This is a genomic window from Noviherbaspirillum humi, from assembly GCF_900188095.1.
Lineage (GTDB): Bacteria > Pseudomonadota > Gammaproteobacteria > Burkholderiales > Burkholderiaceae_D > Noviherbaspirillum > Noviherbaspirillum humi.
This window is the reverse complement of record NZ_FZOT01000021.1, coordinates 1-19,790: the sequence shown is the minus strand read 5'-3', so window position 1 is coordinate 19,790 and position 19,790 is coordinate 1. Positions and strand designations below refer to the sequence as shown.

At 63.9% G+C, this 19,790-nt stretch carries 19 protein-coding genes and 1 pseudogene; 7 read left to right on the top strand and 13 right to left on the bottom strand.

The window, feature by feature from the left end:
* Positions 1-178 precede the first annotated feature (178 nt).
* Positions 179-1,399, top strand: coding sequence for a LysR family transcriptional regulator (locus tag CHB88_RS21220; protein ID WP_245845136.1), 1,221 nt, complete (start codon positions 179-181; stop codon positions 1,397-1,399).
* 354 nt (positions 1,400-1,753) lie between these two features.
* The gene (locus tag CHB88_RS21215; protein WP_176442588.1) at positions 1,754-3,193 is read left to right on the top strand and encodes a right-handed parallel beta-helix repeat-containing protein; all 1,440 of its coding nucleotides are present in this window, start codon (positions 1,754-1,756) and stop codon (positions 3,191-3,193) included.
* A 213-nt stretch (positions 3,194-3,406) separates the two neighbouring features.
* Here the strand turns inward: CHB88_RS21215 and CHB88_RS21210 are convergent, their stop codons facing one another.
* Genes CHB88_RS21210 through CHB88_RS21190 form a run of 5 tightly spaced genes read right to left on the bottom strand, consistent with a single transcriptional unit; the run spans position 3,407 to position 7,463 of the window.
* Entirely contained in the window at positions 3,407-3,781 is a 375-nt protein-coding gene (locus tag CHB88_RS21210; RefSeq protein WP_089401350.1) for a hypothetical protein, read from the bottom strand.
* 32 nt (positions 3,782-3,813) lie between these two features.
* Complete coding sequence (locus CHB88_RS21205; protein ID WP_089401349.1) at positions 3,814-4,518, bottom strand: alpha/beta fold hydrolase; 705 nt, start codon at positions 4,516-4,518, stop codon at positions 3,814-3,816.
* Positions 4,519-4,567: 49 nt separating this feature from the next.
* Positions 4,568-5,251 carry a 4-carboxy-4-hydroxy-2-oxoadipate aldolase/oxaloacetate decarboxylase gene (gene ligK, locus CHB88_RS21200; protein ID WP_089401377.1) on the bottom strand — a complete coding sequence of 228 codons (684 nt, stop codon included), beginning with the start codon at positions 5,249-5,251 and terminating at the stop codon, positions 4,568-4,570.
* Positions 5,252-5,268: 17 nt separating this feature from the next.
* Positions 5,269-6,297 carry an amidohydrolase family protein gene (locus tag CHB88_RS21195; RefSeq protein WP_089401376.1) on the bottom strand — a complete coding sequence of 343 codons (1,029 nt, stop codon included), beginning with the start codon at positions 6,295-6,297 and terminating at the stop codon, positions 5,269-5,271.
* A 35-nt stretch (positions 6,298-6,332) separates the two neighbouring features.
* The gene (locus CHB88_RS21190) at positions 6,333-7,463 is read right to left on the bottom strand and encodes a 4-oxalomesaconate tautomerase (protein ID WP_425436142.1); all 1,131 of its coding nucleotides are present in this window, start codon (positions 7,461-7,463) and stop codon (positions 6,333-6,335) included.
* Positions 7,464-7,672: 209 nt separating this feature from the next.
* On the opposite strand from CHB88_RS21190, the gene CHB88_RS21185 reads away from it, so the two are divergent.
* Entirely contained in the window at positions 7,673-8,635 is a 963-nt protein-coding gene (locus tag CHB88_RS21185; protein WP_089401348.1) for a Gfo/Idh/MocA family oxidoreductase, read from the top strand.
* Positions 8,636-8,689: 54 nt separating this feature from the next.
* Here CHB88_RS21185 and CHB88_RS21180 read toward each other — a convergent pair whose 3' ends face one another.
* Positions 8,690-9,667: a Bug family tripartite tricarboxylate transporter substrate binding protein gene (locus tag CHB88_RS21180; protein WP_089401347.1), complete on the bottom strand. Its 978-nt coding sequence runs from the start codon at positions 9,665-9,667 to the stop codon at positions 8,690-8,692.
* A 254-nt stretch (positions 9,668-9,921) separates the two neighbouring features.
* Here CHB88_RS21180 and CHB88_RS25715 point away from each other — a divergent pair, with 254 nt between their 5' ends.
* From CHB88_RS25715 to CHB88_RS21165, 4 genes and pseudogenes are all read left to right on the top strand, one after another.
* Positions 9,922-10,065: a hypothetical protein gene (locus tag CHB88_RS25715; RefSeq protein ID WP_245845133.1), complete on the top strand. Its 144-nt coding sequence runs from the start codon at positions 9,922-9,924 to the stop codon at positions 10,063-10,065.
* A pseudogene (locus tag CHB88_RS25960) lies at positions 10,029-10,148 on the top strand (2Fe-2S iron-sulfur cluster-binding protein); the annotation flags it as partial. The gene CHB88_RS25715 and the pseudogene CHB88_RS25960, both read left to right, overlap by 37 nt.
* Positions 10,138-10,443, top strand: coding sequence for an SRPBCC family protein (locus CHB88_RS21170; RefSeq protein WP_245845132.1), 306 nt, complete (start codon positions 10,138-10,140; stop codon positions 10,441-10,443). The pseudogene CHB88_RS25960 and the gene CHB88_RS21170, both read left to right, overlap by 11 nt.
* Positions 10,444-10,524: 81 nt before the next feature.
* The gene (locus tag CHB88_RS21165; RefSeq protein ID WP_089401345.1) at positions 10,525-10,761 is read left to right on the top strand and encodes a hypothetical protein; all 237 of its coding nucleotides are present in this window, start codon (positions 10,525-10,527) and stop codon (positions 10,759-10,761) included.
* A 211-nt stretch (positions 10,762-10,972) separates the two neighbouring features.
* Here the strand turns inward: CHB88_RS21165 and CHB88_RS21160 are convergent, their stop codons facing one another.
* From CHB88_RS21160 to CHB88_RS21130, 7 genes are all read right to left on the bottom strand, one after another.
* Positions 10,973-12,619, bottom strand: a complete 1,647-nt coding sequence (locus CHB88_RS21160) for a carboxylesterase/lipase family protein (protein WP_089401344.1) — start codon at positions 12,617-12,619, stop codon at positions 10,973-10,975.
* A 56-nt stretch (positions 12,620-12,675) separates the two neighbouring features.
* Complete coding sequence (locus CHB88_RS21155) at positions 12,676-13,914, bottom strand: MFS transporter (protein ID WP_089401343.1); 1,239 nt, start codon at positions 13,912-13,914, stop codon at positions 12,676-12,678.
* A gap of 487 nt (positions 13,915-14,401) precedes the next feature.
* On the bottom strand, positions 14,402-15,409 hold the full coding sequence (locus CHB88_RS21150) for a TRAP transporter substrate-binding protein (protein WP_176442587.1): 1,008 nt from the start codon (positions 15,407-15,409) through the stop codon (positions 14,402-14,404).
* A gap of 86 nt (positions 15,410-15,495) precedes the next feature.
* Positions 15,496-16,770 (bottom strand): TRAP transporter large permease, encoded by a 1,275-nt coding sequence (locus CHB88_RS21145; RefSeq protein WP_089401341.1) that lies wholly within the window; start codon positions 16,768-16,770, stop codon positions 15,496-15,498.
* A gap of 9 nt (positions 16,771-16,779) precedes the next feature.
* Positions 16,780-17,283: a TRAP transporter small permease gene (locus CHB88_RS21140; RefSeq protein ID WP_089401340.1), complete on the bottom strand. Its 504-nt coding sequence runs from the start codon at positions 17,281-17,283 to the stop codon at positions 16,780-16,782.
* A gap of 97 nt (positions 17,284-17,380) precedes the next feature.
* Positions 17,381-18,547 (bottom strand): acetyl-CoA C-acyltransferase, encoded by a 1,167-nt coding sequence (locus CHB88_RS21135; RefSeq protein WP_089401374.1) that lies wholly within the window; start codon positions 18,545-18,547, stop codon positions 17,381-17,383.
* 9 nt (positions 18,548-18,556) lie between these two features.
* Positions 18,557-19,399 (bottom strand): amidohydrolase family protein, encoded by an 843-nt coding sequence (locus CHB88_RS21130; protein ID WP_089401339.1) that lies wholly within the window; start codon positions 19,397-19,399, stop codon positions 18,557-18,559.
* Positions 19,400-19,790 lie beyond the last annotated feature (391 nt).

The following is a 19,790-nucleotide window of genomic DNA, read 5'->3' as shown; positions in this document are numbered from 1 at the left end:
TTCAGGCACTTGCCCCGGCTGTTTTTGGACCCGCCGGGGGAATTCGATCGCCTTCACTGCTCTCATGCACGCATGCAGCCATCCACTCTGCATACGCTTTCTGGACTTTGCATTCTCGTCTGTGTACATTGGCTGCCTCTTTTTGCAATTCGTTAAGGCCTGTTCGTTCATGCAACCGGTGTCTCCCCTTATCAGCCTTCGGCACCTGCGCGCTTTCATCGCCGTCGCCGAGCTGGGCAGCGCGACGCGGGCTGCCGAACACCTCTACCGGGCGCAGTCGGCGGTGACCCGGTCCATCCATGAACTGGAAACCGGGCTGAACGTGGAGCTGTTCGAACGCCGGGCGACCGGCATGCTGTGCACCGCTTTCGGCAACGCCCTGCTCTATCGGGCCCGCCGGGCGATGCAGGAATTCGAGCTGGGGGCGCAGGAAGTCAATGGCAAGTCCGTCGAGACTCAGGGCGGCGTGAAGACCCGGGTCCCGAGCGGCTTGCTGAACGAGCGCCGGCTGGTGGCCTTCATCAAGCTGGCCGAGTCCGGCCACATGCCGACGGTGGCGAAGGCCCTCGGCGTGTCGCAGCCCGCGGTGAGCAGCGCCATCAACGACCTGGAAGAAAGCGTGGGCGTGGCGCTGTTCAAGCGCACATCAAAGGGGATGCTGCCGACCGATGCCGGCGAACAGCTGACCTTCCGGGTCAAGCGGGCCTTGACCGAGCTGCGCCATGTCGATGCCGACCTTGCCAACCTGAAGGGAACGGTGGAGGGCAAGGTGGTCATTGGCGCCCTGCCGCTGGGCCGCACCTTCATCCTGCCGAAGGCGATCAGCAACGTGCTGGCGCGCCATCCCCGCTTGCGTTTCTCCACGATTGAAGGACCGTTCGACACGCTGGCCGCCAGCCTGCGCGCCGGCGACATCGATTTCATCTTCGGCGCGCTGCGCCCGGCGGATTATGCGCGCGACCTCGTCGGCACGCCGCTGCTGGACGAGAGCATGGCCGTGATCGTTCGCGGCGGGCATCCGCTCGCCGGCAAGCCGGGCCTGACGCTGGCGGAATTGGCGAATGCGCAATGGGTGCTCTCCAGCATCGGCACGCCGGCAAGGGGGCTGCTGAATCAGGCTTTCGCCTCCCAGGAACTGAAGCCGCCGTCGCCAGCGGTGGAGACCAGCGACCTCGCCCTGCTGCGCGGCCTGCTGCTGCACAGCGACATGGTCACCGCCATATCCGCCAGACAGCTGGAATACGAAATCGGCGCAGGCGTGCTCAAGGCGCTGGACGTGGTGCTGCCCAATACCAGCCGGGTGATCGGCATCACGCAGCGTGCGGAGAGCCATCCTTCGCCGGGGGCGGTGGCGCTGATGGAGGAAATCCGGCAGGTCGTACTCCAATACGGCGCATAGCGGAGCCTTCGCTGCATCGTTGCGGCATTTACCACACAAGTGACCGTTATTGTCAGCACGCCGAATGGCGGACCAATTCCATCAGGCCGGTGCGCAGTGCGGCACGGTCGAAGCACTTGATGACGGCCGGGCGTCGCAATCATGGCACCCGCATTCCCCAATCGTGGCTTCAACTGCGCACAAGATCCCCCAATTCACCCCATCGAGAACCGGATTTCGCGTTTTCCATGCCCAAAAAAGAATGGACAGAATATTGCTTATGGAATCTCAGATGGCGTTTTCTTATACCTAGAAACGCCGCCCACCCCGAAAAATCTATTCGCTTTGCTTGAATTCTGCAGAAGGAGCAATCGCATGCGGATGCACTGGACACTGGCCTCCCTGGCTCTGGCGACGACTGTTGTCATCACAGCCTGCGGCGGATCGACAAGCCCCGCTCCACTTGCAGCAGACAGCGATGATGCCTCGCCTAGGGAAGTCACCGTCCCTACGCCTGCACCTGCTCCCATACCCGCAACTGCTTCGGACACCGCCATGGTTCCCGTCGCCCTGCGCACCCTTTATGTTTCGCCCACCGGCAGCGACGGCAACAGCGGCTTGTCGGAGACTGAGGCCTTCAAGACGATCCAGCGTGCCCATGACCTGAGCCAGCCGGGCGACCAAGTGCTCGTCATGAATGGCACTTACAATTTCGCCAACGTGACCACCATCAAGCGCTCCGGCAATGCCAGCGCTTGGATCTCTTACAAAGCCTATCCAGGCCACACGCCGGTCATGAATGTCGGCACCAATTCATGGGGCGGCTTCACCGTGGCGGGCGCATCCTACATCCTGATCGAAGGCTTCACGCTTGTCGGAAGCAAGGACAGCATCACCTACGCCTACGCCTATTCCGAGCGAAACAATCTGAACAATCCGGCGACCTCCGCCAACGGCATTCTGATCAATGCCCAGTACAGCACGCCGAGTCCGCACCATATCGTCGTGCGCAAGAACACCGTGCGCAAGTTTGGCGGCGGCTGCATCGGCACCCTGTATGCCGACTACATCACCATTGAAGATAACGATGTCTCCGAATGCGGCTGGTGGTCACCCTATGGCAATAGCGGCATCTCGATGTACGAGAACGTCGATGCGGACGGCGACACCGGACAAAAAATGATCGTCCGGCGCAATCGCGTCTACAGCAACTGGAATTACATACCCTTTTACGCCGTCGACGCTGTCACTGACGGCAACGGCATCATCGTCGATGACGGTCGCCATACCCAAATGCCGGATCCACGGTTCACCGTCGCTTACAAGGGCAGGACCCTGATCGAAAACAACATCGTCTTCAACAATGGCGGGCGCGGCATCCACATTTACGAGAGCGACAATGTCACCGTGCGGAACAATGTGAGCTACAGGAACAGCAACCATCCCGGCATCACGAATGGCGAGATCACGCCACTGTCGGTCTCGAATGTTCAGGCGTATGGCAACGTGATGGTGCCCAGATCGGATCGCCCGGCCAATGGCAGTTCCAACACGAGCGACGTCGTGTTCAGCTACAACATCGTCTCTGGAGGAACCGGCTTCAACACTTTTGGCGGCACAGGCAACCTCATCAATGTCGATCCGAAGTTTATCGACGCGGCCAACTACGACTTCAGGCTTGCCGCCGACAGTCCTGCGGTCGACATCGTGCCATTTGGCGTCAGCGCGGCGTATGACTTCGTTGGGAAGCCGCGCAATGCGAATGCGGACGCTGGGGCGGCGGCGGATGCGGGGGCTTATGAAGTGGTGAAGTAGGAACGGGTATCACCCTGCAGGCAGATTCCCGAGACAGGCGGGAATCTGCCAACTATGACAACAGCATAGCGAGGATTACACAGTAATTACTGCGGATCGAGATCAGAGGATTCACGCATGAATGATGGATACCCCCATACTTGTCCTGCATAGGGCTGGCAGTTTATCGGCATCGGATCTCAAAGTACGATACACAAGAAGCTTCCGGACATATTACTGATTGAGCAGTTCAATGGTCCTGCGAATGGATTGGAGCGTCTCCTTCAGGTTGCCAATGACTGGTGGTAGTGTTTCGAAATTTTCAGCCGGCGCCGTCTCCGGGCATCTTTGACTACTCTGGTCGTTTCCTAATCTTCTGGCTTCTTGTTCCAGTCGTTCCAACGCGTCGAATAATTTATCAGCACGGTCTTTGGTTAACGCTTTAACAGAGACGCATTCGTTAATGTGCCGCTTGATTGCCGCAATAGTGGCGTTCAAGTTTTTTATCTTTGCCTTTGTCACTTCTGGCCTTGCTTTTCCAACACAGGCAAACTTGATGTCCCGCATCAGATACCCTGCCGAGTCGGCGAGGGCAGCAATCGTTTCCAAACAACTGCTCTGTCAGTTCGGCGACTGCTGTTTCAGCTCCGGACCGGCATCTCCAGCCACTCCTCCATCACCTTCAGAATCGCCTCCGGCTGCTCCATCATCGCCATGTGGCCGCAGTCGTCTATCAGGCGCAATTCGCAGTGCGGCACATGCTTGGCCATCTGCTCGTGCCGCGCCGGCGGGCTCCAGCCGTCTTCCATGCCGCAGACGATCATGGTCGGGCAGGTGATGCTTTCCAGGACGCTGGTGGCGTCCGGGCGGGTCAGCAGCGCATTGGTCTGCCTGGCGTAGATCTCGGGCGACATGCGGCCGACCATGTCGAACACCGCCTTCACCAGCGCCTTGTCCTCGCGATGGGCCGGCGACAGCATCGGCAGGCCCCAGGGGCCGGCGATGGCGTCAATGCCTTCACGCTTTGCCAGGTCAACCATCACGCCGCGCTTTTCCGCCTCGCCCGCCGCCACGCCTTCGTAGCCGGTGTCGAGCAGCATCAGGCGCTCGAAGCGTTCGGGCGCACGGCGATAGACTTCCATTGCCACGCGGCCGCCCATGGAGTGGCCGGCGAGAGCGAAGCGTTGCGGTGCATCGGCCAGCACCTTTTCCGCCATGGCGGCGAAGGAATCGAGTCCTTCGAAGCTGACCACGCGCACGTCGTAGCGGGAGCGCAGCGCCCTGGCCTGGGCTTCCCAGACCACCGAGTCGCATAGCAGGCCGCACAGGAGATAGAGTGTCTTCATCGTCGTTCTTCAGTTTGGTGCGACATCGGCCAAGGCCGTGTCCGCAAATTTAGTCGATGTATTTCAGCCCGGCCTGTTCCAGCGGCCCGCGCATGTTGTACATGTCCAGGCCCAGCACGCCGGCTGCCAGCTTGGCCCGCTTCTCGCCCTCCAGGTCTTCCCGCTTCTGCGCCGCCTGCGCCACCCGCGCCGCATCCTCGCGCGGCACGATCACCACGCCGTCGTCGTCGGCGATCACCGCGTCGCCCGGGTTTACCAGCGTGCCGGCGCACAGCACCGGAATGTTCACCGAGCCCAAGGTGGCCTTGATCGTGCCCTTGGCGCTAACGGCCTTGCTCCACACCGGGAAGCCCATTTCCTTGAGCACCCGTACATCGCGCACGCCGGCATCGATGATCAGGGCCTTCGCCCCGCGCGCCATGAAGCTGGTCGCCAGCAGGTCGCCGAAGTAGCCGTCGGTGCACTCGGCGGTGATGGCCGCCACCACGATGTCGCCCGGCTGGATCTGCTCGGCCACCACATGCATCATCCAGTTGTCGCCCGGATGCAGCAGGACGGTGACCGCCGTGCCGGCCGCCTGCGCATCCGGATAGATCGGCCGCATGTACGGCTTCATCAGGCCGACGCGGCCCATCGCCTCGTGCACCGTGGCGCTGCCGAACTTGCCCAGGTGCTCGACCACGCTCTTCTCGGTGCGGTCGATGTTGCGCTTGACGATGCCGAGCTGGTTCATCAGAGGGATGCTCATGCTCATTGTCCTTTCTGTTGCAGCGCCTTATCCAGACGCGGGAACACCTTGCGGGCGTTGCCTTCATAGATCTTGAACCGGTCCTGCTCGCTCAGCCGGCCGGCGGCTTCGATGTAGCGCTTGGTGTCGTCGTAGTAGTGGCCGGTTTCCGGGTCGATGCCGCGCACCGCGCCGATCATCTCGGAAGCGAACAGGATGTTGTCCACCGGGATGACGTGGGTCAGGAGGTCGATGCCGGGCTGATGGTAGACGCAGGTGTCGAAATAGATGTTGTTCAACAGATGCTCGGTCAGCAGCGGTTTCTTCATCTCCTGAGCCAGGCCGCGGAAGCGGCCCCAGTGGTAAGGCACCGCGCCGCCGCCGTGCGGGATCAAGAACTTCAGGGTCGGGAAGTCCTTGAACAGGTCGGAAGTCAGGCACTGCATGAAGGCGGTGGTGTCGGCGTTCAGGTAATGCGCGCCGGTGGTGTGGAAGCAGGCGTTGCAGCTGGTGCTGACGTGGATCATCGCCGGAATCTCGTGCTCCACCATCTTCTCGTAGATGGGATACCAGTAGCGGTCGGACAGCGGCGGCGACGTCCAGTGTCCGCCGGACGGATCGGGGTTGAGGTTGATGCCGACGAAGCCGTATTCCTTGACGCACTTCTCCAGCTCCGGGATGCAGGTGGCCACATCGACGCCAGGCGACTGCGGCAGCATGGCCGCGCCGATGAAGTGGTCGGGAAACAGCTGCGACACGCGATGGCATAGCTCGTTGCAGATGCCGGCCCAGGTGGCGCTGGTGTTGAAGTCGCCGATGTGGTGCGCCATGAAGCTGGCGCGCGGCGAGAAGATGGTGAGGTCGGAGCCGCGCTGCTTCATCAGGCGCAGCTGATTGGCTTCGATCGATTCGCGCAGCTCGTCGTCGCTGATTTTCAGCTCCGAGACTTTGGGGCCGAGCTCGGGTGTCTTCAGGTTGGCGATCTGCTTGTTCCTCCACTCTTCCAGCGCCTTGGGCGCGGTGGTGTAGTGGCCGTGCACGTCGATGATCAGGGGTTGCTTCATGGGGTGTTCCTTGCGGTGGTTCGTTATTCGGTTGCGGCCTCGGCCGGAATCATCACCTCGCCGCGCATGAGCAGGCGCGCGGTGCGCAGCAGGGCGGCGCGGATGACGTTCTGCGAGTCGTTCGCATCGAGTTCCAGCTCGACGCTGAACTCGCCGGTGGGGTGCTCCACCGAAATGGTCTTGACCAGCCCGTCGCCGGCTACCGCCAGTCCCTCGGCCACCGAACCGGTCAGCACGCAGGCGGTGCCGACGGTGACGGCGGCCAGCACGCCGATGGCGTCATGGCACACATGCGGGATGAAGCAGCGGGTGGCGATGCTGCCCCCATGCTGCGGCGCGGCCAGCAGGCACATCTTCGGATAGCTCTTGTCGCGCACGTCGCCCAGGCCCATGAGCTGACCGGCGGCGAGCCGAAGCGCTTCGAGCTTCGCCTTCAGCTCGGTGTCGGCATTCATCTCGGCCACGCTCTCGTAGCCGGTGCGGCCCATGTCGGCGGCGCGCATGAGCACCATCGGCATGCCGTTGTCGATGCAGGTGACGTCGATGGAAAACGGCGCCACGCCTTCGCCTTCGACGTCGATGCGGTCCAGCACCTTGCCGGTGGGCAGCAGGCCCTCGCACACCGAGCCGGCGGTGTCGAGGAAGTTGATGACGATCGGCGCCGAGGTGCCGGGCACGCCGTCGATGCGCGCGCCGCCGCCGTACTGCAGGCGCCGGTTCGGCGTCTGCACAGTGATGTCGCACTGCATGTTGGTGTTCAGGGTGAGCACGCGGGCGGTGGTGGTACCGTCCTGCGCCTCGATGAGGCCGCGCTCGATCGCGAACGGCACCACGGCAGCGAGCATGTTGCCGCAGTTGGGGGTGGTATCGACGATGTCTCGGTCGGGCTGCAGCTGGGCGAAGAGGAAGTCGAGGTCGACGCCCGGGGTGCTGCTCCTGCGCACGATGCCTACCTTGCTGGTCAAGGGATGGGCGCCGCCCAGGCCGTCGATCTGGCGCTTGTCGGGCGATCCCATCGCGGCCAGCAGCACGCGGTCGCGCGCGGCACGGTCGGCCGGCAGGTCGCTTTCCAGAAAGAAGGGGCCGCGCGAGGTGCCGCCCCGCATCAGCAGGCAGGGAATGGCGCGCTGATCTGTCTCCATCATGTTTTCCATGGCGATGCTGGTTGCTGTCTATGTCGGCAGTATGGACAACTTCGCACGGCCCTGGGTTGCTTTGTAACGGGGGACGCGATCGAATTTCCTTATCGGCCGGCACGGCAGCCGGTTTTCTGCGATCCTTGCGCACTCGGCGAATCGGCCGGTGCGGACGCGGTCTTGCTTCGCATCAATCCGGAACGGAACAGTCATCTCGGGAGACGATCATGGATGGAAAAATGAAAATCGCCATTGCCGGGCCGGGCGCCTTCGGCGTCAAGCATCTGGAAGGCATTGCCCACATCGAAGCGGTGGAAGTCGTTGCGCTGGTCGGACGGGAACTGCCCAAGACCCGGGCCATTGCCGATCGGTTCGGCGTGCCGCATGCCACGACCGACCTGAACGAATGCCTGGCCCGGCCGGACATCGACGCAGTGATCCTGTGCACGCCGACCCAGGTCCACGCCGCCCAGGCCATTGCCTGTCTCAAGGCGGGCAAGCATGTGCAGATCGAAACGCCGATGGCCGACAGCGTGGCCGATGCGCGCGAGATCGCGCGGCTGCAACGCGAGACCGGCCTGGTCGCCATGGCCGGCCACACCCGGCGCTTCAATCCCAGCCACCAGTGGATACGCCGGAAGATCCAGGCCGGCGAACTGAAGATCCAGCAGCTGGAAGTGCAAACCTATTTCTTCCGCCGCACCAACACCAACGCCCGCGGCGAGCCGCGCAGCTGGACCGACCACCTGCTCTGGCACCATGCCTGCCACACGGTCGACCTGTTCCAGTACCAGACCGGTGAGATCGCCTCGCAGGTGCACGCGATGCAGGGCCCGATGCACCCGGACCTCGGCATTGCCATGGACATGTCGGTGCAGATGAAGGCGCCGTCCGGCGCCCTTTGCGCATTGTCGCTGTCTTTCAACAACGATGGCCCCATCGGCACCACCTTCCGCTACATCTGCGACAACGGCACCTACATCGCCCGCTATGATGACCTGTTCGACGGCAAGGAAAACCGGATCGACGTGTCCGGCGTGGCGGCCTCCCTCAACGGCGTCGAACTGCAGGACAGGGAATTCTTTGCGGCCATCCGCGAAGGACGGGAGCCGAACGCCAGCGCCATCAACGCCCTGCCCGCCTACGAAACCCTGGACCGGCTGGAGAAAACGCTGCAGCAGAGCGCCTGAGCGGCGCGAAGCGAAGCGGCCGTCCTTCGAGGACGGCCGCTGACATCGACAGACTCAGTCGACGTGGATGTTGGCCGACTTGGCGATCTCGGTGAATCGCGTAAGGTCCGACTTCACCGTCGCGGCGAATTTCTCGCTCGGACCGCCGCTGATGTCCATGTAGTTCTTGGTCAGGGTTTCCTTCACCTCGGGCATTTGCAGCACCTGGTTCACCGCGGTGTTCAGCTTGGCCACCACATCCTTCGGCGTGCCGGCCGGCGCGAACAAGCCGTACCAGCCGGGCAGGTCGTAGTTGGCGATGCCCGATTCCTGCACCGTCGGCACCTGCGGCGCCTGCGGCGAGCGCTTGGCCTCGGTGATGGCGAACGGCACCACCTTGCCGCTCTGCATATAGGTCACCACGTTGTTGATGCTGACGATGGCCAGGTCCACCTGGCCGCCGAGCACGTTGGTGGTGGCATCGGCGCAGCCCTTGTACGGCACATGCAGGATGTCCACCTTGGCGCTCTTCTTCAGCAGCTCGCCGGCGATATGGTGCACGCCGCCGTTGCCGCAGGAAGCATAGGACAGCTTGCCGGGATTGGCGCGGGCGTAGTTGAGCATTTCCGGCAAGGTCTTGAAAGGCAGCCCGGTGCGGCCGACGATGACGACCGGCGAGCTGCCGATCATGATCACCGGCGCATAGCTTTCCACCGCATGGAACTGCACCTTGGAATCGATGGCGTGGTTGATCACCATCGCGTTGGAGGTCACCAGCAGGGTCAGGCCGTCGGGCGGCGCCTTGGCGACAAAGGTGTTGGCGATATTGCCGGAGGCCCCCGGCTTGTTCTCGACGATGTAGGTGCCTTTCAGCTTGGCGGGCAGATGCTGCGCCAGCACCCGCGCCATCAGGTCGACGCCGCCGCCGGCGCTGAACGGCACCACCAGTTTCACCATGCCACTGGGATAGGGGTCGGCGGCGTAGGATGGCGCAGCGGCCACGACGGTGGCGGCCAAGCCAAGCGCGGCCGCAATCTTGCTTGCGAGTTTCACTTCGATGTCTCCTTGTCTCTCCGATTGCTTCGGACTAATTGGGTGCGTCAGGAACTATTCAGTACGCTTAAGGTGAGTATAACCGACGTCCAGCGCCAGGCGAAGCGTGAGAAACGCGGCCGCCCTTGTGCCATTTTCTGGCCGGGTTCGCCGCAGTCTGCCGCCTCGCCAAGCGTTTGCAGCTTTTCTAACGCATGGTAGAGCAAACGCCTTTCTTCAGGCGACAGTTCCAGAATCTTCCTGCCCTGGCTGCCTTGGCGACCGGCATCACCTTGCTGTGGATCACCTTGATGTCGACGGCGATATCCGTCAACCGCGAGGTGCGGCAAGCGGAAGTGCCGGCACGGCGCATGCTGTCGGACCCGATCCTTCGGCGCAGGAAGTACGCGAAGGCTTGAACGGCAACCTGTGCCGCTGCACCGGTTACACACAGATCGTCGCGTCCATCCTCGGCGCCGCGGAGAAGATGCGTGGAAATTGAAAAGACCCTGTTGCTAAACGCCCCGCCCGCGCGGGTGTGGGACCTTCTGCTCGACCCGAACGCCATGGGCGCCTGCGTGCCGGGTATGCAGTCGATCGACGTGCTGAGCAGCGTCGAGTACGTCGCCCACATCCATGTGACGATTTTCTTCATGAGCGCCAAGTTCAAGCTCAAGACCCGAATCGCCGACATGCGGGCGCTGCACTACCTGCGCGCCGAAGGCACCGGCGAGGACACTTCGGTGGCGAGTTCGCCGAGTAGGACAGCGGGAAGACCGAGCTGCGCAAGAAGGTGAAGGTGAATGTGTTCGGCCGCCTTGGCACCTTGGGCTTGGGGTGATGAAGACCAAGACCGATAACGCAGGTTCGCCGGGGTAGTGGAACCGGCACCGACCAAGCCGCTGCTGTCGGTAAATGGCGCACCGGCCTCGGTGGAGCAGACCACCGATCCGGGATGGTGGTCGCGGCTGATGCGCACCCTTTCGCTGGCGCCTGTCACGGGCAGCCGCAACATCCGCATCGAGATGCGCCACGCCGATACCGTGTTGACGGTTGATTGGCCAATGGAGAAGGCAGATGAGTGCGCGGCTTGGTTGCGGGAGGCGTTGAAGTAAAGGCCGGTTGCCGTTGCAGGACTATCTGTCCTCCGTTCCAGGCGAGCGGATACGCTTTTAATCAATGTCTCAAGTATAGAGAGCAAGGTGAGCGGATAACAGTCGAACAGCGATTCATCCGCTTTCACCGCCGCACCGAAACGACAGTTTTCAATGGGCTGTTCGCTGGGCCAGCCGCGCCCGGGGATTGCGGCTGGCCCTTTTAAAGCGATTAAAACGGCAACCCCCGCCCCAGCGTAGTCGCATAAAAGCTGTCATAAAAATCCAGCGCCGCGCGGAACGGCACGGCGCCCGGCGCTATCGTGTCGCCGATCACCATGGTCTGGCTGGCGGCGCTGGTGAAGGCCGGCCACTGCGGCAGCGTAGACCCTGCATCGGTACTGTTCGGATCACCCCGCCTGGCGAAGTTCACCAGGTAAGTGGAGGCCGCATCAGCGATGGCGCGGTCGACATCGGTATAGGGCCGGGCGGGCGCGCTGCGGTCGAGGTTGTTGTAGAAGTAGACCTGCTCCAGGCTGTGGTAGGCGCCGTAGCTGCTCGGCGGGTCCTGCTCGGCGAACTTCTGGTCCGCATAGTAAGTCGGCTTGCGATTGAAGAAGTAGAGGAAGGTCTTGGTCTTGGCCTTGGCGGCGTGGGAGCGGGCCATGGTCCAGGGCTGCCAGGCGAACAGGCTGTCGCGCATCGGCTGGTAGGCCATGGCAACGACGTCGGCATCGGTCGCCACCGGATACACCTGCCTGAACTGGCTGGCGAAGCTGCCGAAGCGCGCGTTCACCGCCGTATCGTAGGCGGCCAGGGTCTTGGCGAAGGCGGGATAGGGCGTGCCCTCGTCCGAGTTCCAGCCGGCCATCATCGGCACATCGTTGAAGTTTCCATTGGCGAGCATCAGGTCGAGCTGGTCCGGCAGCACATAGCCGTCGACGATGACGTTGCTGATGGCGCCGGCGGCGGCCATCACCTCCTGCGGCAGCCTGGCGCGCATGGCGGCGAGGTTGGCCGCGCCGAGGCTGGCCTGCACCGCGCTGCCGCCGGCTTCCGCCTGCGCCAGCGTGGTGTTCGGCGTGCCGGCCGGCAGGTTGGCCAGGCTTTCGAGCACGATGCGATGGAAAAGCCCCTTGGCCAGCGGCGACGCCATCAGCACCGAGGCATGCTGGGAGCCGGCCGACTCGCTGTAGAGCGTGACGTTGGCCGGGTCGCCGCCGAACTGGGCGATGTTGTCGCGCACCCACTTCAGGGCGGCGATCTCGTCCAGCAGCGCGTAGTTGCCGGAGGCATTGTTGCCGCTCTCGGCGGTGAGTTCCGGATGCGCCATGAAGCCGAGCGCGCCGAGGCGGTAGTTGAGGGTGACGACCACCGCGCCCTTGCTGGCCAGGCCGGTGCCGTTGTAGTTGGGCTGGGCGCCGGAGCCGAGCAGATTGCCGCCGCCATGCAGCAGCACCATCACCGGCCGCTTTTCCGTGGCCGAAGCGGCGCCGGTCCAGACGTTCAGGTACAGGCAGTCCTCGCTCTGCGGCTCGGAATCCTGGTAGAGGATGGAGTTGGGCGCCGAGAACGGTCGGTTGCCCATCAGGCAGGCCGGCGCGAAGTTGTCCGAGCGGCGCACGCCGCTCCAGGCGGCCACCGGCTGCGGCGCCTTCCAGCGCAGGTTGCCTACTGGCGGCGCGGCGAAGGGGATCGCCTTGAACACCCGGATGGCGGCGCTGGAATCGGCGCTGGCGGCGATGCTGCCGCCGGCCACCGTGACGATGTCGCGGGCGGTGGCATATGCGGCCGCGGCCGTGTTGTTCGAGTCGCCACCGCAACCGGCGAGGGCGAGGCTGCCCGCGCAAGCGGCGGCAGCCCATGAGGACAGCTTCATGGAAGATCCTTTTCTTGTTGGAGGAAATGGGAACGGCGGCGAAGGCCGCCGTGGGGTCAGGCGGTCTGCGTGGCGGGCGTCGCCTTTTCGCTTGGCCGAGCGACCGGATAGACGTAGGCGCCGAGCCGCAGCAGCAGATAGCTGGCGACGACGAGGCAGGCGGCGAGACCGAACAGCGCCGGCGAATAGCTGCCCGCCTTGTCGAAGGACAGACCCATCAGGTAGGGCCCGGCGCCGGAGCCGAGCACGAAGATGGCGAACAGATAGCCGTAGATCAGGCCGAAAGCGCGCATGCCGAGGTAGCGCGAGAGCAGGTAGGCGATCAGGTCCACTTCCGCGCCGAGGCCCATGCCGATCAGCACGATGGCGAAGGCGACATACTGGGTGCCGGCGCCGCTCAACAGGATCACGATGCCGGTCAGCGGCATGAGGAAGAAGATGACGCCGACGAAGGGCGCGAACAGGCGGTCGAGCAGATAGCCGGCGAACAGCCGGCCGCCGGTCAGCGCGAGGCCGGCGAAGGCCATGGCGGAGGCGGCGACGCCCGGCGAGATGCCGCGGTCCACCAGCAGCGGCACCACATGGGCGATTGCGCCGTTGGTGGCGAGCGCCACCGCAAAGAAGGCGAAGGCCAGTTTCCAGAACACGCCGCTGCGTAGCGCTTCGGCGCCGCTCAGGCCGGCTAGTGCGATCGGTTTGGAACCGGCTTGTGGCTTCGACGCGTCTGCTTCCTTCACTGCCAGGCCCACCGCGCTGAAGCCGATGATGAACACTGCCACCGCCAGGCCGAGGTAGGCCTGGCGCCAGCCGAAATGCGCGAGTAGGTATTGCGCATACTGCGGCACCAGCGCCGCGCCGAGGCCGACGCCCGACATGGCGATGCCGAGCGCGAGGCCGCGCTTGCTGTCGAACCAGGAAGCGATCGCCTTGGCATAGGGCAGCGGCGTCTGGCCGGCGGCGGCCACGCCCATCAGCGCATACAGCACCACGAAGCGGGTCGGCGTGGTGGCGAACTGGGAGACGGCGGCCAGGCACAGCGCGAACAAGGTGATCGCCGCTAACGTGACGCGGCGAATGCCGAAGCGGTCCACCAGGCGGCCGGCGAGCGGCACGCAGAGGGCGGTCATGGTCAGGCCGACGACCAGCGCGGAGGACATCGCCGCCCTGCTCCAGCCGAATTCCTGGGTGATCGGCAGCAGGAAGATGCCGAAGGTGAACTGCATGATGGGGCCGTTGCCGACCAGCAGGCCGAAGGCGGAGCCGACCACGACCCACCAGCGATCAAACGCTTTCATTGTTGTCTCCTGATTTTTCTATGTCTCATGCTGTAATTTGTTATATCCAAAGATGGAATCGAAATCTCGTAAGTAGCGAAGTTCCTTTAGATGTGGCGATTGAATCACAGGCGACGATTTCTTAAGCATGCGTCGTGACTGTAGGCGCATTGATAGGGGCAAGTTCACACATAAAGAAGTCCCCTCCCTTTCAAGGGGAGGGTTGGGGTGGGGATGGGTTTCTCTTGAGATTAAAGGACACTCTTTAGTTGCAGCAGAAACCCACCCTCACCCCAACCCTCTCCCTGAAGGAGAGGGAGCTTCCTTTGCAGTTTGACCTCACCCACGGTCAGACTTGCAAGCCTAACCGGCTTCGTAGGCGCAACGCATGCGTTGCGAAATCCCTGCTCTGCCCACGGCTACTCCTTCTCTCCCTGAAAGAGAACGAGCTCTCCTAATAACCCAACCGCCTGCGCCTATCCAAGCCGACCGCCGGCATCCCAACAGCCTACTTCGCCCGCTTCGACGCTTCCACGAATGCCGCCGCATCCTCTTTCAGCGCGGGAGTATTCAACAACCCGCCAGCCACCTCGGACACCGTGTCGAGATAGCGCTTGGCGTCGTCGGCACCGAACTCATGCACCTGGCCGCCGTTCTTCTCCCAGGTCTTGCGGCCGACATCGACTTCCTCCTGGCTCACCGCGGCGAAGGAGTTCTGCGCCTTGAGCGCTTCCTCGCGCACGATCTTTTCCAGGTCGGGGCCGATGGTGCGCAGAAACTTCTTGCTGGTGACGCCGCAGGCCATTAGGTAAGTCTTGGGCAGCACCGTCACGTTCTTGGTGACATCGAAGTACTTGAAGCCGATGAACACGGTATAGGCGGCGGCAACCGCGTCGATGGTCTTGTTCTGCATCGCCGGCAGCGCTTCGCCGATCGGCAGCGCCACCGGCGAGGCGCCGAGCTTCTTCAGCGGGTTGACCTGCAGCGGCGTGGTGCCGGGGGTGCGGATCTTCATGCCGTTGAAGTCTTCCACCTTCTTCAGCGGCCGGTTCGACGCCACCGCCATCGGGCCGTTGGCCACGCACAGCAGCGGCTCGATGCCCTTGTCCTTGCCATAGTTGGCGATGCGGCCGCGCACTTCCGGATCGAGATAAACCTTGTTGGCCTGGGCCAGGTTGTCGAACAGGCCTGGCATTTCCAGCACCTCGAAGCGAGGATCGTAGGGCGCGAAATAGCCGGCCGAGACGAAGGTCAGTTCGATGGTGCCGAGCGCCACGCCTTCCACCGTGCGCGGGATGGCGCCGAGCTGGTTGGCCGGATAGATCTCCACCTTCATGCGGCCGTTAGCGCGCGATTCGACGCCGGCCTTGAACTGCTTCATCCACTCGTGCGTGGCGTCGTTGATGGTGGGCGTCGACATCTTCATGGTGAAGGTCTGCTGCGCCGACGCGGGAAGCGAAGTAACGCCGGCAGCCAGGGCGGCTGCGAGCCAGAATGCAGTGCGTATCGATTTCATTTTTGTCTCCTCGTAGTGATACAGGTGATACGGTGCCAACATAACGGCGGGTGTGCGGTTAATACGAAAGCCGCGCCTTCGGTGCCTTACATCATCATCCGCATGCTGGCCAAAGTGATCGCCGGCAGATAAGTGATCAGGGCCAGCGCGATCAGGTAGATCACGATGAACGGCACGATGCCCTTGTAAATGGTTTCCAGCTTCAGCCCGAGCATGGTCTGGGCGACGAAGATGTTGATGCCGAACGGCGGATGGAACAGGCCGATCGCCAGGTTGACGGTGACGACGATGCCGAAGTGCACGGTATCGATGCCGGCCGCCTTCACGATCGGGATCAGCAGCGGGCTCAGCAGCAGGATGGCGGAAATCGGATCGATGAAGCAGCCCACCACCAGGAACAGGATGTTCAGCGCCAGCAGCAGCATGGTCGGCGAGACTTGGGCTTCGGTGAGCCACTGCACCATCGTGGTCGGCACCTGGTTGACCGTCAGCAGCCAGCCGAACACGCCGGCACAGGCGACGATCAGCAGCACCTGCCCCGAAAACATGACGGTGGCGACGGACGCCTCCAGGATGTCCTTCCAGCCCAGTTCGCGGAACACGAAGCGGGTCACCAGCGCCGCATAGATGGCGGCGATGACGGCCGACTCGGTCGGGGAGAACACGCCGCCGTAGATGCCGCCGAGGATGATCACCGGCGCGCCGAGCGCCCACACGCCCCGCCCCAGGGCGCGGGCGAAGGTCCTGAGCTGGAAGCGCTCGCCGGGCGGCACGCCTTCCTTCTTGGAGACCCAGACCACGTAGATGCCGATCATGGCGGCGATCATCAGCCCGGGCAGCAGGCCGGCCGCGTACAGCTTGGGCACCGATTCCTGCGCCGCCATGCCGTACACCAGCAGCGGCACGCTCGGCGGGATGATGACGTCGATGGCGCCCACCGCCGTGATCAGGCCGGCGGAGAACTTGTCGCTGTAGCCGGCGCGGCGCATGGCGGGCACCATGACCTTGCCGATGGTGGCCACCGCCGCCGAACTCACGCCGGAGATGGCGCCGAAGATGGTGGCGGTGCCGACCGTCGTCAGGCCGAGGCTGCCGCGCACCGAGCCGATGCCGGACTGCACGATGTCGACCAGCCGCTGGGCCACGCTGCCGCGCCCCATCAGTTCGCCGGCATAGACGAAGAACGGCACCGCCAGCAGCGCATAGGAATCGATGGTGCCGAACAGGTTCTGCTGCAGCGCCGCCAGCGGCACGTCCATGAAGAACACCAGGGCGGTGCAAACCGAAGTCAGCAGCACCAGGAAGATGGGGAAGCCGAGCAGCAGCAGAGCCACCGGAAGAAAGCCGAGAGCGAAGTTCATGCCGATCTCCTAGTGAACCACGCGCTGCGCCGGCACGAAGGCCCGGCCGGTGATGCGCTGCACCGCATGCACCACCGTCACCACGCAGATGAGGACCAGCCCGAGCGCGATGGCGCCGTGCGGTATCCACATCGGCACGCCGGCGCCATCGCTGCGGATGCCGAGTTCATACATCTGCAGCGCATACTGGCCGGACTGCAGGGCGGTAAAGCCGCAGCAGACCACCATCAGGATGGATTCGATCCAGCTGCGCACCGATTGCATGGACTCGGGCATGTAGCGGACCAGCACATCCATGCGCAGCGATACCCGGCGCCAGGCCACCAGCGCCGCCCCGAGGAAGGTGATGAACACCATGATGTAGGTCTGCAGCTCTTCCGCGCCGATCAATGAGTGATTGAACAGGTAGCGGCCCGCCACGTTGGCGGCATTGAGCAGCACCGCGATGATGAAGGCCACGCCCAGCACTTTCTCGAGCAGGGATGCGACCCGGTTTCCGACTCTCTCCAGCATGTTCGTCTCCTCGTTTTCGCCTCGGTCGCCAATGGATTGTCCAGTCGGCTGGCGCCGGGCTTTCAGGGGCGCCGGCCGCTGCCGGCCGCCGCTTTTGCTACAAGACCTCGAACAGCGCGGCCGCGCCCATGCCGCCGCCGATGCACATGGTGACCACCGCCAGCTTCGCGCCGCGGCGCCTGCCTTCGATCAGCGCATGGCCGGTCATGCGGGCGCCGGACATGCCGTAGGGGTGGCCGATGGAAATCGCGCCGCCGTTGACGTTGAGGCGCTCCGGGTCGATGTCCAGCTTGTCCCGGCAGTACAGCGTCTGCACCGCGAAGGCTTCGTTCAGCTCCCACAGGTCGATGTCGGAAACCTTCAGTCCATGCTGCTGCAACAGCCGCGGCACCGCGAACACCGGGCCGATGCCCATCTCGTCCGGGCTGCAGCCGGCGACCGCGATGCCGCGGAACAGGCCGAGCGGCTGCAGGCCGCGCTTCTCGGCGAGCGAGCGCTCCATCAGCACGCAGGCGGAAGCGCCGTCGGACAGCTGGCTCGCATTGCCGGCGGTGATGCTGCCGCCTTCCTGCACCGGCTTCAGGCCGGACAGCTTTTCCAGCGTGGTGTCGGCGCGGTTGCCTTCATCCTTCCGCAGGGTGACGGTATCGGTCGCGCCGTCGGCGCCGGGGCGCTGCGCCGCCAGCGGAACGATCTCCTGGTCGAAGCGTCCGGCGGCCTGGGCGGCGGCGGTGCGCTGCTGGCTTTGCAGCGCATACGCATCCTGGCGCTCGCGGCTGATGCCGTAGCGCCGCGCCACGATTTCCGCCGTCTGCAGCATCGGCATGTAGATGGTCGGCGCCACCTCCTTCAATGCGGCGGATTGGGCCTGGTAGGTGTTGGTGTGCTCGTTCTGCACCAGCGAGATGTTTTCCAGTCCGCCGGCCACCAGCACGTCGGCCTCGCCGCACATGATGCGCTGCGCCGCCACCGCGATGGCCTGCAGGCCGGAAGAGCACATGCGGCTTACCGTCAGTCCGGAGGTGGCATCCGGCAGCCCGGCCATCAGCGCCGCCTGCCGGGCGATGTTGGCGCCGGTGGCGCCCTCCGGCCGGCCGCAGCCCATCACCACCTCATACACTTCCTCGGGCGCGATGCCGGCGCGCTGCACCGCATGCCGGACCACATGGCCGCCGAGCACGGCGCCGTGGGTGTCGGAAAAAGCGCCCTTATAGGCGCGGCCGATCGGCGTTCGCGCCGTCGACACGATCACTGCTTCGCGCATCATGCCTCCTTACAGGCCGAGCACGCGCTCGGCATTCCCGTGGAAGAACTTGGCCAGGAACTCGTCGGTGAAGCCGATCTCGCGCCATTCCTTCAGCAGGCGCGGATAGGGAATGCTCGGATAATCGCTGCCGAACATCATCTTGTCCTGCAGGCGGCCGCGCATGTCGCGGATGATCTGCTGCGGCAGGTACTTCGGGCCCCAGCCCGACATTTCCCAGTAGACGTTGCCCTTGTGCAGGGCGACCACCGTGGTTTCGTCGATCCACGGGTAGCCGGGATGGGCCATGATGATGGTGAGGCTGGGGAAGTCGGCGGCGAGCGCATCGATCGCCTGCGGATGCGCATGGCGGGTCTTGGCGCCCATGCCGCCCGGCATGCCGGCGCCCATGCCGGTCATGCCGACGTCGATCATCACCGGCACCTTGAGGCCGGCGATTTCTTCCCACATGGGATAGTAGCGCTCGTCGTCCACGCTGAAATGCTGCATGATCGGATGGAAGTGGAAGCCGATCATCTTCAGGTCCTGCACCGCATGGCGAACCTCGTCGATGGCCGCCTTGCCCAGCGCCGGCTCCACCGCGCCCCAGGCGGCGATGATGCAATCCTTGTTACGATCGCGCATGCCAGCGACATAGTCGTTCGAGCACGGCGGCGTGTTGATGGTGGTGCGCAGGTCCAGCGCCACCAGGCACGCCTCGATTTCGTTCTCGCGGAACTCCTGCGCCACTTGCTCCTCGGTCTTGGCGCTCCAGTCCCGCTTCCAGTACTTGGCCAGCGCATCCACATAAGGGCCCTGGCAATCGATCCAGGACTGGGTGTTGGGATAGCAATGCAAGTCGATGATGCGCATGATGTTCTCTCTCCTGTTTTCTGCTTGATCGGATACGCGGTTAAGAGCCTGATCAGTATTTATTTGACATGTGCGCAGCCACGCGAACCGGTCGAATGCTAGGCGCGGCGACGCGACGTAGCGGGGCTACGGCAAGGAGCCGCAACGACGCAGGCGGCCGGTTCCCGTGGCTGCCCGAAGGGTTCAAGCAGGAAGGGCGCATTGCGGCGTTGCGGCGCTTGCGCAGGGGTTCGCCACGCATGCGTGGCCCCTGAGCGGCGCGCCGCCCTTGCAGGGCGCGTACCGGCTGATAAGCCGGTACCGCTCCGCAGGCGAGCGGCATGCCGCTCGAAACCCCTGCTTCGCCCTTGCACTGCATCCCTTCCTGCTTGAACGCACATGCCACAAAGAT